Source organism: Herbaspirillum frisingense (assembly GCF_047325095.1).
In the GTDB taxonomy this organism is placed as follows: domain Bacteria; phylum Pseudomonadota; class Gammaproteobacteria; order Burkholderiales; family Burkholderiaceae_D; genus Herbaspirillum; species Herbaspirillum frisingense.
This window is the reverse complement of the sequence record NZ_CP168558.1, coordinates 2,381,986-2,396,777: the sequence shown is the minus strand read 5'-3', so window position 1 is coordinate 2,396,777 and position 14,792 is coordinate 2,381,986. Positions and strand designations below refer to the sequence as shown.

Annotated in this window: 9 protein-coding genes; 4 read left to right on the top strand and 5 right to left on the bottom strand. The window is 66.0% G+C overall.

Translation table 11 applies throughout. From position 1 onward, the window contains the following. Positions 1-79: 79 nt before the first annotated feature. From ACEOAC_RS11125 to ACEOAC_RS11105, 5 genes are all read right to left on the bottom strand, one after another. Complete coding sequence (locus tag ACEOAC_RS11125; protein ID WP_413628845.1) at positions 80-1,675, bottom strand: TolC family protein; 1,596 nt, start codon at positions 1,673-1,675, stop codon at positions 80-82. Between the two features lie 37 nt (positions 1,676-1,712). Continuing rightward, positions 1,713-3,056: an HlyD family type I secretion periplasmic adaptor subunit gene (locus tag ACEOAC_RS11120; RefSeq protein ID WP_413445219.1), complete on the bottom strand. Its 1,344-nt coding sequence runs from the start codon at positions 3,054-3,056 to the stop codon at positions 1,713-1,715. Further along, positions 3,053-5,254 carry a type I secretion system permease/ATPase gene (locus ACEOAC_RS11115; RefSeq protein WP_006462999.1) on the bottom strand — a complete coding sequence of 734 codons (2,202 nt, stop codon included), beginning with the start codon at positions 5,252-5,254 and terminating at the stop codon, positions 3,053-3,055. Before ACEOAC_RS11115 ends, ACEOAC_RS11120 begins: the two co-directional genes overlap by 4 nt. A 150-nt stretch (positions 5,255-5,404) precedes the next feature. After that, positions 5,405-9,094, bottom strand: a complete 3,690-nt coding sequence (locus ACEOAC_RS11110) for a calcium-binding protein (RefSeq protein ID WP_413628844.1) — start codon at positions 9,092-9,094, stop codon at positions 5,405-5,407. Positions 9,095-9,816: 722 nt separating this feature from the next. Then, positions 9,817-10,938, bottom strand: a complete 1,122-nt coding sequence (locus ACEOAC_RS11105) for a porin (RefSeq protein ID WP_413445509.1) — start codon at positions 10,936-10,938, stop codon at positions 9,817-9,819. Between the two features lie 283 nt (positions 10,939-11,221). On the opposite strand from ACEOAC_RS11105, the gene ACEOAC_RS11100 reads away from it, so the two are divergent. From ACEOAC_RS11100 to ACEOAC_RS11085, 4 genes are read left to right on the top strand one after another with little or no spacing between them, the layout of a single operon-like run. Next, the gene (locus ACEOAC_RS11100) at positions 11,222-12,355 is read left to right on the top strand and encodes an MlaE family ABC transporter permease (RefSeq protein WP_413628843.1); all 1,134 of its coding nucleotides are present in this window, start codon (positions 11,222-11,224) and stop codon (positions 12,353-12,355) included. Next, positions 12,349-13,185 (top strand): ABC transporter ATP-binding protein, encoded by an 837-nt coding sequence (locus ACEOAC_RS11095; RefSeq protein WP_413628842.1) that lies wholly within the window; start codon positions 12,349-12,351, stop codon positions 13,183-13,185. Before ACEOAC_RS11100 ends, ACEOAC_RS11095 begins: the two co-directional genes overlap by 7 nt. Further along, positions 13,185-14,102 carry an MlaD family protein gene (locus ACEOAC_RS11090; protein ID WP_413445826.1) on the top strand — a complete coding sequence of 306 codons (918 nt, stop codon included), beginning with the start codon at positions 13,185-13,187 and terminating at the stop codon, positions 14,100-14,102. The genes ACEOAC_RS11095 and ACEOAC_RS11090 overlap by 1 nt, the downstream gene beginning before the upstream one ends. After that, entirely contained in the window at positions 14,099-14,710 is a 612-nt protein-coding gene (locus ACEOAC_RS11085; protein ID WP_413628841.1) for an ABC-type transport auxiliary lipoprotein family protein, read from the top strand. Before ACEOAC_RS11090 ends, ACEOAC_RS11085 begins: the two co-directional genes overlap by 4 nt. The last annotated feature ends 82 nt before the right edge of the window (positions 14,711-14,792 follow it).

The following is a 14,792-nucleotide window of genomic DNA, read 5'->3' as shown; positions in this document are numbered from 1 at the left end:
TGGAAGATGGCAGGTTCAGGGCGGCGCGTGAGCTGCACTTGCCGCCCTGTCCATGCTCTTCTTGTTGACCTGGGTTGACTCAAGGTTTGGCGTCGGCGGCCAGCACGCTGCGCGACATCCGCCCCGCATAGGCCAGCAGGCGCAGGCGCGCCGAGCGCCAGTCCGACAGTGTGCGGATGCGTTCCTGGCTGGCATCCGATAGCGCGGCCTGGGCGTTGAGCATTTCCACAATGTCGGCGATGCCGCTGTCGTATTTGCGACTGATCGCATCCACCGAGGATTGCGCTGCCTCCAGCAGGCGGCGCGAGGAGGCCAGGTTGCGCAAGGCGGCGCTGGCCTCGACATAGGCGGTGGAGATATCGCCCTGTACCTGGGCCTGGACATCACGCAACTCGGCCTGCCTTAGCTCGACCTGGCCCTGCGCGCCCCTGACCTTGTAGGTGCGCGAGAAGCCATCGAAGAGCGGTATGTTGAGGCTCACGCCGACCGTGGTGTCACGCTCGCCACGGGCGCCGGGGGACTGGTTGGGCCGGCCGTTGATGTATTGCCCGGCGCTCAGGTCCACGCTCGGCAAGCCCTCAGCGCGGGTGGCCTGGACTTTTTCACGGGAGGCGTCCAGTTGGGCCTGCGCGGCGAGGATGGCCGGATGCTGCTCGCGTGCGGTCTGCAGCCATTCGCGCAGATCCAGTTCCAGCGCCGGCAGGTCATCGTCCGTGTGAGGCGCCAGCGACAGTGTCTGCGCATCTTCGCCGGCCACCGGCGCGCCCATGGCCAGGTTCAAGGCCACCAGCGCCTTCTGGTGCTGGCCGCGGGCGCGGGCAAGCTCCAGCTCGGCCTTGGCAACGAAGGTGCGGGCCTGCAGGGTCTCGGGACGCGAGCCGACGCCGCGCTGTTCGCGCTTGAGCGCGGTCTCCAGTACCTGGCGCGCCAGCGCTTCGCTCTGGGCGCGAGCCTGCTCGCTGGCCTGACTGCTCCGGGCGTCGAAGTACAGGCCGATCACATTGGCCATGGCCTTTTGCAGTGTCGCGTCATGGCTGGCGGCGGCGGCTTCCAGCAGGGCATCGGCGGCGCGCCGGTTGGCCGCACGCGCACCTGCATCCAGCAGGCGCCAGGTCAGCGCCGCGTAGTAGCTGTGGGTGGAGCGCACGCCCTCGCCTGCGGCCGGGCTGGTCTTGCTGCGCACCTGGCTGGCGCCGGCATTGACGCTGGGCAGGTAGGCCGCACGTGCCTCGCCCAGTTGGGCGGCCTGGATCTTGATGCCGGCCCAGGCGGCCTGGACCTGCGGATGCTGGCACAGCGCCAGGTCGATGGCGTCGGCCAGCGACAGCGGCTCGCGCAGCACGGTCGGGCCGGGGCTGCAGATCAGGCCTTCCTGATCGCCCGGCAGGGGCTTGCCATGCACCAGCACCGGAGGCTGCACCAGCACCGGAGGCTGCGCCAGCAGCGGGTCGGCCAACGGCGTGGTCAGCTCGTCCAGCATGGCGGCGTGGCTCGTGGGCGGCAACATGGTGCCGGCGATGGCCAGGCTGAAGAGGACGGCGGTGATTTCCTTGAGCTGTTTCAGGTGCGACTCCGGTTTTATTGGCATAGGGTGCTTCATCGGTTTGCTGCGGTTCATCTGTTTCATGGTCGGGGTGATGGGTGAGGCATAAGGCATGGGCGCGGGAGGCTTCATGGGACGCTCTGGCAAGGGCCAGCGGCGCCCTGCTCCATCAACGTTCATGCAAGGCCTCCTTCTGGTGGCGCACCAGCGGCGAGAGCAGGTATTCGATGACGCGCCGGCTACCGGTCCTGATTTCCACATTGCTGGCCAGGCCCGACGAAAGCGCCACGCGCTGGCCGTCGATGACGATGCTCTTGTCTTCCAGCACGACGCGTACCGAATAGAGCAAGCCGCGCTTCTCGTCCGGGATGGCGTCACGCGAGACATGCCGGACCTTGGCGCGCAGGGTGCCGTACTTGGTGTAGTCATAGGCGTCCAGCTTGACCTCGGCCTGCTGGCCGACCTGGACGAAGCCCACATCCTTGTTCTCCAGGAAGGCTTCGATTTCCAGTTCCTTGTCTTCCGGCACGATCTGCATCAGCGGCTGCGCCGCCGGCACCACGCCGCCCACGGTATGCACGCTCAGCTGCTGCACCGTCCCGGTCACCGGCGCGGTGAGCCTGAGCAGACGACTGTGTTCCTCGGCGCGAAGCTGGTCCTGCTGCGCGGCCTCGATGATCTTTTCGGCTTCCACGCGGCTGTCGTGCGCTTCCTTCCGGGTCTGGGCGATCAGCGCGGCGCGCTGGTTGCGGGCGTCGGACAACTGGCCCTGCAGGTCGATGCGGGCCTGCTCGCGCTCCAGCCAGGCATGCTGGGAGACGGTGCGATCGGCCATCAGTGCCTGGTAGTCGCGGGCGCGCTGGGTGGCCAGGCGCAGGGCCGAGCCATAGCGCCAGATTTCGTCGTCCAGCCGTGCCAGGCGAGCGCGCACCTCCTGGTACTGGCCCTGCAGCTGGCTGCGTACCGAGGCCCACTGGGCCGGCGATACGCCGTCCACCTTGCCCAGTTCGGGCGGCTGCTGGTTCTGCACGGCGTCCATCAGGGCGGCGGCGCGCGCAGCCTGCAGCCTGGCCTGGGCCACCGCATCGGCGGCCTTGGCGCGTTCGGCATCGCTGTTGCTGGAGTCCAGTGCGATCAACAGATCACCCGCCTCCACACGCTGGCCTTCGGTGACGAACAGGCCCTTCACGCTGGCCAGGTCGACCGAGGCAATGGTTTTTACGCGGACCGTCGGAATGAGCTTGCCATTGGCGCTGACGATGATGTCGATCTGCCCCACTACCGACCAGACCAGGGCGAAGACCACCATGACCGCCATCAGGCGGGCGGTCCACAGCAGACTGGGTGAACCGGGCGACTCCTGCAGGGCCAGGGCGGCGGGCAGGAATTCGGCTTCCTGGCGATTGTAGAAATCGCCGGGCAGCGCGTGGCGGGCCTTCCAGTGATGCTGAAACACCCGGACGTAACGGTTGCCCAGCTCGCTCCAGGCCTGACGACGGTGTTGCATCCTCATGCCGCGCCTCCCTCGGGCAGCGCCGCGCCGGCCACTGCGGGGCTGGCCTGCTGGCTCTGCAGTCCGTAGAGATGGGCGTAGATGCCGTCGGGCCGTGCCAGCAGTTCGGCGTGGGGGCCGCTTTCGGCGATGCGTCCCTGATCCATGACGACGATGCGGTCGGCGTCGCGCACTGCCGAGAGCCGGTGCGCGATGATGAGCACGGTACGACCGGCGCAGATCTGGCGCATGTTGTCCTGGATGATCTTTTCGGACTCATAGTCCAGGGCGCTGGTGGCCTCGTCGAAGATAAGGATGCCGGGGTTGGTGATGAGCGCGCGGGCAATCGCGATGCGCTGGCGCTGACCGCCGGAGAGGCCACTGCCCTGCTCGCCGACCACGGTGTCGTAGCCTTCGGGCAGTTCGCAGATGAAATCATGGGCGCCGGCCAGGCGTGCGGCGGCGATGATGTCTTCGATCGGCAGGGCCGGATCGGCCAGGGCGATGTTGTCGCGGATGGAGCGGGAGAACAGCGTGCTCTCCTGCAGTACCACGCCGATCTGCCGGCGCAGCGAGGCGGTGTCGATGACGGCGATATCCTGACCGTCCACACTGATGCGACCGCTGTCGCAGATGTAAAGGCGCTGTACCAGCCGCGCCAGCGTGCTCTTGCCGGAGCCGGAACGGCCGACCACGCCGATGACCTCGCCCGGCGCGATCTCCAGCGAGACCGAATGGATCACCGGCGGGCTTTCGGGGCGGTAGCGGAAGGACACCTGGTCAAAGCTGATGGCCCCGCTCACCTGCGGCAGCCGGGTGCGGTTGCCGCCCACCTCGGCGCGGGCGTCCAGCACATCGGCCAGCCGGCTCATGGAGATGCCGACCTGCTGGAAATCGTTCCACAGCTGTGCCATGCGCAGGATAGGCGAGGCCACCTGTCCGGCCAGCATGTTGAAGGCGACCAGCTCGCCCACGGTCAATTCGTTCTTGACCACCAGCAGCGCGCCCAGCCACATGATGCCCACGGTCACCAGCTTGCTCACCAGGGTGACGCCGCCACTGGCCAGCAGCCCGATGTTGGTGCTGCCCAGGCTGGCGGCGACATAGGCGGCCAGTTGCTTGTCCCAGCGCTGTTGCCAGCGCGGTTCCACCGCCATGGACTTGACGGTGTCCATGCCGGTCAGGGTCTCCACCAGGAAGGACTGGTTCTCGGCGTTCTTGTTGAACTTGTCGTTCAGGCGCGCCCGCAGCATGGGCGTAAATACCAGCGACAACGCCAGGTACAGCGGGATCGAGGCCAGCACGATCAGACTCAGGGTGACGCTATAGCACAGCATCACACCCAGGAAGATGAAGGAAAAAACGATATCCAGTACCAGTGTCAGGGCGTTGCTGGTGAGGAAGGAGCGGATGTTTTCCAGCTCGCGGATGCGCGCAATCGAGTCACCGGCGCGCCGCACCTGGAAGTAGCCGATCGGCAGGCTCAGCAGATGGGCGAACAGGCGCGAGCCCAGCTCGACATCGATCTTGCTGCTGGTATGGGCGAACACGGCGGTACGAATGCCGGTCAGGGCGGCCTCGAACAGGGTAGCGGCCACCAGCGCCACGGCCACCACGTTGAGCGTCATCATGGCGTGATTGACCAACACCTTGTCCATCACCACCTGGAAGAACAGGGGCGTGACCAGCCCCAGGATCTGCAGCACCAGCGAGATCACCAGGACCTCCACCAGCACCTTGCGGTACTTGATCACGGCCGGGATGAACCAGGAAAAATCGAAACGCGCCGATTCGCCGGCGTAGCTGGCCTTGCTGGTCACCAGAATCACCCGGCCCGACCACAGCGACTCGAAATCGCGCCGTGACAGCACCTGTGGCGGCTGTCCGGGCCGCTGGATGAGGATGCGCAGGCTGCCCCAGTCCTTGGCCTGTCCCTGCTCCAGCTTGGCCAGGATGAAATAACGACCCTGGCGGTCCACGCCGATGGCCGGCAGCGGCGTGCGTTCCAGGCGCTTGCGGTCCTGGGTGATGCAGCGCGCACTCATGCCCAGGGCGCGCGCGCCCAGCAAGAGTTTGTCCAGGGTGAAGGGCTCGCGCCCGAACTGGTGCTGCAACTGCGCGGGATCGGCGGCGATGCCATGCAGGCGCGCCATCATCATCAGGCATTGCAGGGCACTGTCTTGCCCCGCCTGATCGGGATCCTTGTCGGACTGGTTCATAGATTTCCGGATTCTTGAATAGATACTTCGCGTGGATGGCCAGTGCCATCGGCACGCCCTACCCCGCCCTGCCTGCTCGCAGGGGACGCATGGCGTCGCCGCCGGGCGCAAGGCCCGGCGTCGGGTACTACACTTGCTTGGGGTTCAGGCTCAGTGGGTGACGGTCATGAGCACCTTGTCCTGACTGGCCTGCCCGTTGACCCAGGAGGTCTGGGTGGCGGCGGGCGGGGCGAAGCTGGCCATGGCCTGCACCAGCTTGTCGACGTCGCTGTCGTAGAGGGTGTTGCCGTCGGCGGTCTTGATACGTTCGATGCGGTTGTCGCTGCCGCTGACACCGCCCACGTACCAGTCCTTCACGGTCACGCGGTCGCTGCTGCCCATGATGTCGATGCACAGGTCGTTGCCGGACCTCCTGAACCAGAGGTTGTTCTGGTTGATGTCGGTCAGCTGCAGCACGTCCAGGTTGCCCCGGGTCTTGTCGTTGTCGACGATGACATCGCGACCATCGCCCCGGCTGAAGACGTAGGTGTCGTTGCCGGCCTCGCCGATCAGCGTGTCGTTGCCCTTGCCGCCCTTCATGAGGTTGTTGCCGCGATTGCCGGTGAGGATGTTGTCCAGCGCGTTGCCGATGGCGTCCATGTTCTGGTCGCGCATCTTGATCGGTTCCAGCGTGGTGATCATGCCGGCCCCGATCACATCGGCGGCATTGCGCACCTCCTCCAGGGTGAGATAGCGGCAGCCGTCGCTGGTCCGGCCCCGTCCGGAATCGGCGATGTAGAAGCCGGCCACCTCACCGGTCTCGGCGTCGCAGACCACGCCGGTGACGGTGATCTTGTGGTTGACCCAGCCACCCTCGACGTACTCCGGCACGCCCCACAGCTTGCCGGCGTTAACCGACAGCATCACGCCGCGCCCATCGCGGACCAGCTCGGCCATGCGCTTGATGTTGTAGCCGTCGACGATTTCGGCACGCAGGCCATAGCTGTTGAGCATGGCCACCTGCGAGAACGGATTGCTGGAGCCACGGGTGCTTTCGTCGGCCGCCGAGGTGTTGCACCAGCCGTTGGCGATGGCCTTCTTGACCACGTCCCCTTCGCTCACCGACAGGCCGGCCATGACGCAGACGTTGGCCACGCTGGTCTCGCTGCAGGTGCCCTTGTAACCCGGCACCTCATCGCCCTGCTTGTAATCGAGCAGGTAGAAGCGCGGCGAGCCATAGGTCAGCATCTTCTTGCCGTTGATGATCTCGCTTTCCGGCTTGCTGGCGTCCATCAGGGTCAGGTTTTCCAGGTTGTCACCCAGGGTGTAGCTGATGCGGGAGACCACGGTATCAATGCCCTCGCCGGCGTTTTCGACGATCTTGTCGCCGAGGTTGTCGACCATGTAGGTGTCGTTGCCGCGACCGCCGATCATGGTGTCGATACCCTTGCCGCCATCCAGGACGTTGTCGCCGCTGTTGCCGGTGAGCAGGTTGTCGCGGGCATTGCCGATGGCATTGAAGTCGCCGCCTTCGGTCAGGCGCAGGTCCTCCACCTCACCGGACAGCGTATAGCTGCAGGAGGCGATGACGGTGTCGTGACCCTCGTTGGCGTTTTCGACGACCTTGTCGTTGACGTTGTCGACCACATAGATGTCGTCGCCCTTGCCGCCTTCCAGGTAGTCTTCGCCGCTGCCGCCATCGAGCAGGTCGTTGCCCACCCCGCCATACAGGCTGTCCTTGCCGGCGCCGCCATAGAGCAGGTCGTTGCCGCCGACGTCGTTGTCCGGCGAGGCATAGGCGCGCCGGAAATCGCCGTAGAGTTCGTCGTCGCCATCACCGCCCATGACGACATCGTTGCCGTCTTCGCCGAAGAGGATGTCGTTGCCCTCGTCGCCGTAGAGCTTGTCGTCGCCGCTGCCGCCGCGCAGACGGTCATCACCGGTGCCGCCCCACATCTGGTCGTTGCCGAAGCCGCCGTTCATGGTGTCGTTGCCGGCGCCGCCATCCATCACGTCGTCGTCGGTCTGCCCCGGGAGCAAGGCGGGCTGCAGGTTGCCGAAGAGCTGGTAGCCATACATCAGGTCATCGCCATCGCCGCCGAACAGGGTGTCGTTGCCCAGGCCACCGGCCAGGTCATCCCTGCCGGCACCGCCGACCAGCAGGTCGTTGCCGTTGTCGCCGTCGAGACGATCGTCGCCCTCTTCGCCGTAGAGCGTATCGTCGCCATCGCGGCCCAGCATGATGTCGTTGCCGGTACCGCCCCACATGGTGTCGGCCTTGGCGCCACCGATGATCACGTCATCGCCACCGCCGCCGACAAAGCGGGTGAAGCGCGGCCGGTTGCGGCGAATGGCCTCGTCCAGACCGGTACCCCAGTCATCAAGGCGGTCGTTGCCGTCGGTGCCGATCAACAGGTCAGGTTCGCCGGCCTTGGTCTTGATATCGCCCGGCTTGAAATTGACGGTGCGCCCACCCTCCAGCTTGAGGGTGTTGTCGTTGTCGCGCAGGCTGCGGAACTGGCTGTCGGGCGGGACCGGCGGCTTGGGTGCGGCCACTGCCATGGCAGCAGGCAGCGCCACGGCGGCACCCAGCGCCACGACTGGCAGGGTCTGCGCCGCGCTGCCGCTGGTACCGTCGGTGACACCCGCCCCCTTGGCTTGGCCGGCCACGGCGGGCTGGGAGGATGTTGCCGGCGTGCTGGCCGGTACCGATACCGATACCGATACCGGTACCGGCACCGACTTCGGCGTCGCCACCGGTGTCGTGACCAGAACCGGCTTGTCGCCAGGCGCGGCCACCGGCGCATCGGCGCTCTTCAGCACCGGCTTGACCACCGGGGTCAGCACGGGCGTGAGCACCGGTTCAGGCAGCGGTTTCAATGTCGGCACCAGCTTGGGACCGGCCGATGGGACCAGGCTGGAGATGGGCACCGGCGTGCAGTCCAGGAACTCGATGACGACGCCGGGCGGGAACGCCTGCGACAGCGGCACCACTTCCTTGGTGACGATCCATGGTTTGGCTGGATCGGCCTTGAGTGTGGGTACCACGCCTTGGACCGCCGGGCAGATGCTGACCGGCGTCAACGGGCAGGGACGGACATTGAGCGGCAGACAACCCGGCGAGGGCTGCGGCGCGCTCATGGTCACCGGCTGGAAGGGGCAGACGAAGCTGGGCTTTGGCGTGGCCTGCGTCGGCGTCTGCACTGGCGTCTGCATTGGCGTCTGTACTGGCGTCCGCGCGGGCATGGGCAGGCGCACCGGCAGCAGCGGGCAGGCATAGGGTGAGCTCGATACCGGCATGCTCACCCGCATGGGCAGGGACGGACAGCTGATCATCGACAGCGGTCCGCACTCGCCCGGCGTCGCGGTGCCGCCCGCCGTGGTGCCGGACGATCGGTTGATCACGATCGGCGAGCCGAAGCTGGCGCTGAGGGGGGCGCTGCGCGACCACGCGCCGGACAGCGCGTCGGCCATGTTCTTGACCGTGCTGGCCACGTTCAGGCGGATGGGGCCGCTGCTCCAGCTGGCGACGGCGTTGCGCTCGGGGCTGGCGGCGGGCCGGATGAAATCGCTGTCGGCCTGGGTCGGCTGGGTCGGCTGTATGGGCTTGCCAGCCGACAGTGACGGGATGGCAGCCGCCTGGCCGCCGATCGCCACGGGGCGGTGTACGGCAAAGGCACTGGTGGGCAGGATGCTATCCAGGGCCCGTGCGCCCGCGCTCTGGAAGCTGGAGGTGCTGGTCACGGAGACGGACGTGCTCTTGCGACTGCGGGCAGTCGATGAGGACGTGGGCGTAGGCGTAGACGGCAATGAAGCCGCGGCCTGGCCACTCATGCGATTGCTGGTGATGGTGATAGACATATTGTTTTTCCTGAGCTGTCTGACATGGAGGAAATGACACGGACGAGCATTTCTCGCGGCCCTTTCGCGTGGGACCCCCATGACCCGCAAAGACGACCGGAACCGGCGGCAGCCTGTCCTTTATCTTCACGTTTCATGCGTTGATCTTGCAGATCTGTTCATTGCCTGCTCATGTCGATCGCGCTCATCCCGAATTTTCTGGTTTCAAAATTCTTCATATTTCGTCCCGTGCCCATTCAATCGAAGCTTGCTAACGGCGACAATCGCACCATGGTGAAGCTTGTTCATTCAGGAGAATTTGTTTATGAAGGACGACTTGTCGGCTAAATGAAGAATCATTCACACCATGGTTTTTTGGCGCCTTGACTAACCTGGAGCACGGACAACTTCGCCATCTCTTCATGGCTTTACAAGTGAATGTTTGCGCACCATCGGAACCAGCAAACAACTTCACATCTTCAGCAATTGAAAAGACGGTTTGCGCAGAAACGGCGCGATGGGCAAGGTGAATTTCTTGTCACTTCTGATGCCATTGTTGGCGGCGCGAAGGACGGCCCGAGCGTCGTCAGGCGAAGACGATGCGGAAATCAGGCGGAAATAAGGCGGAGATCAGGCGGAGAAATGAAAAACGGCCCCGGATTCACAGGGGCCGTCTTGAGCGAAGTGCTCAGGTGAGGGGGTGATGACAGCGCTGATGGCTGCCATCCGTTGGTTTCGATGGCTCAGAACTTGTGCCGCAGTCCGATGCGGAGCACGTTCTGGCTGCTGTCGTCGGACGGGGCCGAGGAATAGGCGGCGCTGATCACGCCGGGGTTGATCACGTCGCTGGCTGACTGGCGGCTGGCCATCGCGTACACATCGGTGCGCTTGGAGAGGAAGTAATCCACGCCCAGGTTGAGCTGGGTGGTGTGCCCACGGGTGGCACCAGCCCCCGCACGTGCCAGGTCGGCGCGGTCGTGGATGACGCTGGCCAGCAGGTGCAGTTTGGCGTTGAGCGCATAGTTCACGCCGACGTCGAATACATTGGCACGGGTGGCGCTGGTGATGGCCACCAGGCCGGTACTGCCCAGGGCCTGCTGGGTCGGGCGACGCACCTGTGACCAGGCCGCGAACAGCTTGGCCGGGCCGGCCTGGTAGCTGGCGCCCAGGGTGAAGGTCTTGAGATCGGTATCACCGGCACTGGCCGGTATGGCGTCGGCCGCCAGGCGGCTCTGGTAATAGGCCGCGCCGATGCCGGCATTGCCGTTGCGGTAGTTGGCGCCGACCCCGAAGGCCTGCCCGGCCGAAGTCTTGCCGGCGACTTCACCAAAGCCATAGAAAAGGCTGCCGCTGAAGCCACCGAACTCGGCACTGTCGAAGCGCACCGAGTTGCTGGTACGGGCGCCGGTCAGGCGGTCGAGACTGTTGAAGTGGCCAGCCCGCACGCCGCCCCCGCCAAAGATCTGGAAGGAGCTGTATTGCTGGCCGATCTCTTCCAGGTAGTCGGTCTGGCGACCCACGGTCAGGGTGCCGTAGCGACCGGCGAGGCCGACCACCGACTTGCGGTCGAACAGGCTGCCGGGCGTGGCCATGGCGCCGTCGTCGGCGCTGAAGCCGGTTTCCAGCTGGAAGATGGCCGACAGGCCGCCGCCCAGGTCTTCCTTGCCGCGAAAGCCGATGCGCGAGGCCATGGCATCGCCCGAATCGAGACTGACGCGGCTGTTGTTGCCCGGGCCGACCTTGCTGGTATAGACCATGCTCATGTCGATGACACCGTAGACGGTGACGCTGGAGGCTTCTGCGTGAGCCGCGAGACTGGTCTGGGCCAGGGCGCAGGCGGTGAAAGTGAGGACGATTTTTTTCATGAGGAGAAGGCGGCACAGGCCGCATGGTGCAGAAAACGTCAGGATGACCGCGACGCTTTCCATGGATGGACAGGCGCGCATTGCATCGCCCTGGCAGGAAGTGCGCATGGTAGAAGCGCCGCCGGCACGGGACAATTACCTCTTGGGATAGTCCTGCCGGCACGCTGGCGCAAAGCACCGGGCTCATGCAATACTTGGCGCCGTGCCATGAGCGATTTGGCACGCACGCGCTAAATGTAGGTAAACTGCCGCATCCCCATCCATACACCCACCCGCGTCCGACTTGAATACCGCTGCCACCTTCCGCCTGGAACCGACCAGCCCGCCCGTGCTGCATGTGGAGGGCGACTGGACGCTGCACAACTATCCCGCGCTGTCGCGCCGGATCGCGCAGGAACGGCCGGCCATGGGGGACGATCTGGTGCTGACGTTTTCGGCACTGACCGCCTTCGATACCGTGGGCGCCAAGATGCTGGTGGATCTGCTGGGCGTGCCGGCGGCACTGCGCCAGACCGGTGACGACAGCGACCTGGCGCCGGCCTGGCGCGGCCTGCTGGCCGCCGTGGCCGACGCCAAGGCAATCGCCATTCCCAAACCGGCGCCGCCGCCCCAGGCCTGGATCACCGATGTGCTGGAGCGTGCCGGCATCGCCACCCTCAGCCTGCGTGCCTGCGCGCGCGGCCTGCTGGGCTTTGCCGGTTTATCTCTGCAGACGCTGGTGGCGTCCTTCTGGCGTCCCTCGCGCTGGCGCTTCACCGCCGTGGTGGCACAGGTCGAACAGACCGGGCTGGATGCGGTGCCCATCGTTTCGCTGCTGACCTTCATGGTGGGCGCGGTGGTGGCCTTCCTGGGCGCCACGGTGCTGGCTGATTTCGGCGCCAGCATCTACACCGTGGACCTGGTGGCGTTTTCCTTCCTGCGCGAATTCGCGGTGCTGTTGACGGCCATCCTGATGGCCGGGCGCACCGCCAGCTCCTTTACCGCGCAGATCGGTTCCATGAAGGCCAACGAGGAAATCGACGCCATCCGCGCCCTCGGGATGGACCCGGTCAACCTGCTGGTCCTGCCGCGCATCATCGCGCTGCTGGTATCGATGCCCATCCTGACCTTCATCGCCATGATGTCCGGCCTGCTCGGTGGCGCCATGGTGTGCGCCCTGTCGCTGGACATCAGCCCCACCATGTTCCTGTCGCTGCTGCAGCAGGACGTGGGCATCCGCCATTTCGTGCTGGGCATGGTCAAGGCGCCGCTGTTTGCCTTCGTCATTGCCATCATCGGCTGCAATGAAGGTTTCAAGGTCAGCGGCAGTGCACAGTCGGTGGGGCAGCACACCACCTCCAGCGTGGTGCAGTCGATCTTCGTGGTGATCCTGCTGGATGCGCTGGCGGCCCTGTTCTTCATGGAGATGGGATGGTGAACGCACCCCACGCCCCCGCTCACACTGGCACCGAAGACATCATCGACGTGCGCGGCCTGCGCAACCAGTTCGGTACCCAGGTGGTGCACGAGCAGCTGGACCTGCAGGTGCGGCGCGGCGAAATCCTCGGCGTGGTGGGCGGCTCGGGCACCGGCAAGTCGGTGCTCCTGCGCAGCATCGTCGGGCTGCAACGTCCGGCCGCCGGGCAGGTGAAGGTGTTCGGACAGGACCTCTCGGCGCTCTCCACCCAGGCGCGCTCGCGCTACGAGCGCCGCTTTGGCGTGCTGTTCCAGCAGGGTGCGCTGTTCTCCTCGCTGACGGTGCTGGAAAACATCGCCCTGCCCCTGACCGAATACGGTGGCCTGGATGCCGACCAGGCGCGGGGCGTCTCGGCCATGAAGCTGGCCCTGGCCGGCCTGCCCATTGCCGCCGGCGACAAGTTCCCGGCCGAGCTCTCGGGCGGCATGATCAAGCGCGCCGCGCTGGCGCGGGCCCTGGCGCTGGACCCGGACATCCTGTTCCTGGACGAACCCACCGCCGGCCTGGACCCGATCAGCGCCGCCGCCTTCGACCGCCTGATCCTGACCCTGCGCGACGCGCTTGGGCTGACGGTGTTCCTGGTCACCCACGATCTCGACACCCTCTATGCCATCTGCGACCGGGTGGCCGTGCTGTCGGCGCGACGGGTGCTGGTGGCCGACCGCATCGAAGCGGTGGCAGCCTTCGACGATCCGTGGATACGCCAATATTTCCAGGGCCCGCGTGGACGGGCCGCCAGTGTGGCTGCGCTGCGATCGGCCGCCACCGCAACCCAGCAAGGACCCGCTTGATGGAAACCCGCGCACATCACGTCCTCATCGGACTCTTCACCATCCTGGTCGCGCTGGCGGCGCTGCTGTTCTGCCTGTGGCTGACCAAGGTCGGCCAGGACCGCGACGTGGATTACTACACGGTGATCTTCAACGAAGCCGTCAGCGGTCTGTCCCGGGGCAGCCCGGTGCAGTACAGCGGCATCAAGGTGGGCGATGTGGTCGGCCTGAGCCTGGACCCGGCCGATCCGCGCAAGGTGCGCGCGCGCATCCGCGTGACCGGCAAGGCACCGATCAAGGAAGACACCGGTGCCAAGCTGGCCCTGGCCGGCATCACCGGTACCGCCCTGATCCAGCTGACCAACGGCTCGCCGCAAAGCCCGCGCCTGGAGTCCAGGGACGGCAACGATCCGGTCATCATCGCCTCCCCTTCGCCGCTGACCTCGCTGCTGGCCAATGGCGAAGACCTGCTCTCCAACGTCAATGAAGTGCTGATCAATGCCAAGCAGTTCCTGGCACCGGAAAACGCGCAGCGCCTGAACCAGACCCTGGCCCACCTGGAACAGCTGACCGGCAGCCTGGCCGCGCAGCGCGGCAACGTCGGCCGGGCCATGCAGGACCTGGCCGAGGCGGCGCGCCAGGCCAATATCGCCATGCAGTCGGCCAACCAGTTGCTGTCCACCCGGGGTAACGACGCCATGGGCAACCTGCAGAAGGCCATGAGTTCGCTGGCCGCCAGCAGCCAGCAGATCGAAACCCTGATCCAGCAGAACCAGGCGGCGCTCAACAACGGCGCCCAGGGCGTGGCCGAGATCGGCCCGGCCATCACCGAACTGCGCGGCACACTGGCCTCGGTCCGGGCCATCAGCCGCAAGCTGGAAAACAATCCCGGCGCCTATCTGCTGGGCCAAGACAATCTCCAGGAATTCCAACCATGAAGACCCTGCTCCTGCGCACCGCCCTCGTGGCCGGCAGCCTGGCATTGACGGCCTGCTCCATCCTGCCCAAGGCCGACCCGCTGGCGGTGTACCGCCTGCCGGCCCCGACCTTGGCTACGCCTGCCAGCACAGGCAACAGCGCCAGCCCCTACCGGGCGCTGCGCATCGTCACGCCCAGCGCCAATCGCAGCGTCGACAGCGAACGCATCCTGGTGCTGCCCGAGGGCGACATGATCAAGTCCTATGCCGGCGTACGCTGGAGCGATCCGGCCCCGCAACTGCTGCGTGACCGCCTGCTGGAGGCCTTCCAGGCCGATGGCCGCTTCCCGCGATTGTCCGGCGACAATGCCAATATCGCGGCCGAGGTCGAGCTCAATGGCGTGCTGGCTGCCTTCCAGACCGAATATCGCAACGGTGTACCGCAGGTGGTGATCGTCTATGACGCCCGCCTGGTCGATACCACCACACGCCAGCAACTGGCGGCGCGCCGCTTTGCCGTGGTGCAACCGGTGGCTGGCAGCAAGGTGCCGGAAGTGGTCACCGCCTTCGGCGCGGCCAGCGAGCGGCTGGCGGCCGAGGTGGTGGGCTGGGCCGCCGGGGTGCGCTAGCGCACCAGCGCCAGGTGCCGAGCATGGTTGGGGCCATGCTGACCATTATCCAAACGTAGCATGTTCATGCCCGCGCGCCTGT

Bases quoted from the DNA above. Each gene is read 5' to 3' on its own strand.
- ACEOAC_RS11125 (WP_413628845.1), bottom strand. From the start codon at position 1,675: ATGAAGCCTCCCGCGCCCATGCCTTATGCCTCACCCATCACCCCGACC.
- ACEOAC_RS11120 (WP_413445219.1), bottom strand. From the start codon at position 3,056: ATGAGGATGCAACACCGTCGTCAGGCCTGGAGCGAGCTGGGCAACCGT.
- ACEOAC_RS11115 (WP_006462999.1), bottom strand. From the start codon at position 5,254: ATGAACCAGTCCGACAAGGATCCCGATCAGGCGGGGCAAGACAGTGCC.
- ACEOAC_RS11110 (WP_413628844.1), bottom strand. From the start codon at position 9,094: ATGTCTATCACCATCACCAGCAATCGCATGAGTGGCCAGGCCGCGGCT.
- ACEOAC_RS11105 (WP_413445509.1), bottom strand. From the start codon at position 10,938: ATGAAAAAAATCGTCCTCACTTTCACCGCCTGCGCCCTGGCCCAGACC.
- ACEOAC_RS11095 (WP_413628842.1), top strand. From the start codon at position 12,349: ATGGTGAACGCACCCCACGCCCCCGCTCACACTGGCACCGAAGACATC.
- ACEOAC_RS11090 (WP_413445826.1), top strand. From the start codon at position 13,185: ATGGAAACCCGCGCACATCACGTCCTCATCGGACTCTTCACCATCCTG.
- ACEOAC_RS11085 (WP_413628841.1), top strand. From the start codon at position 14,099: ATGAAGACCCTGCTCCTGCGCACCGCCCTCGTGGCCGGCAGCCTGGCA.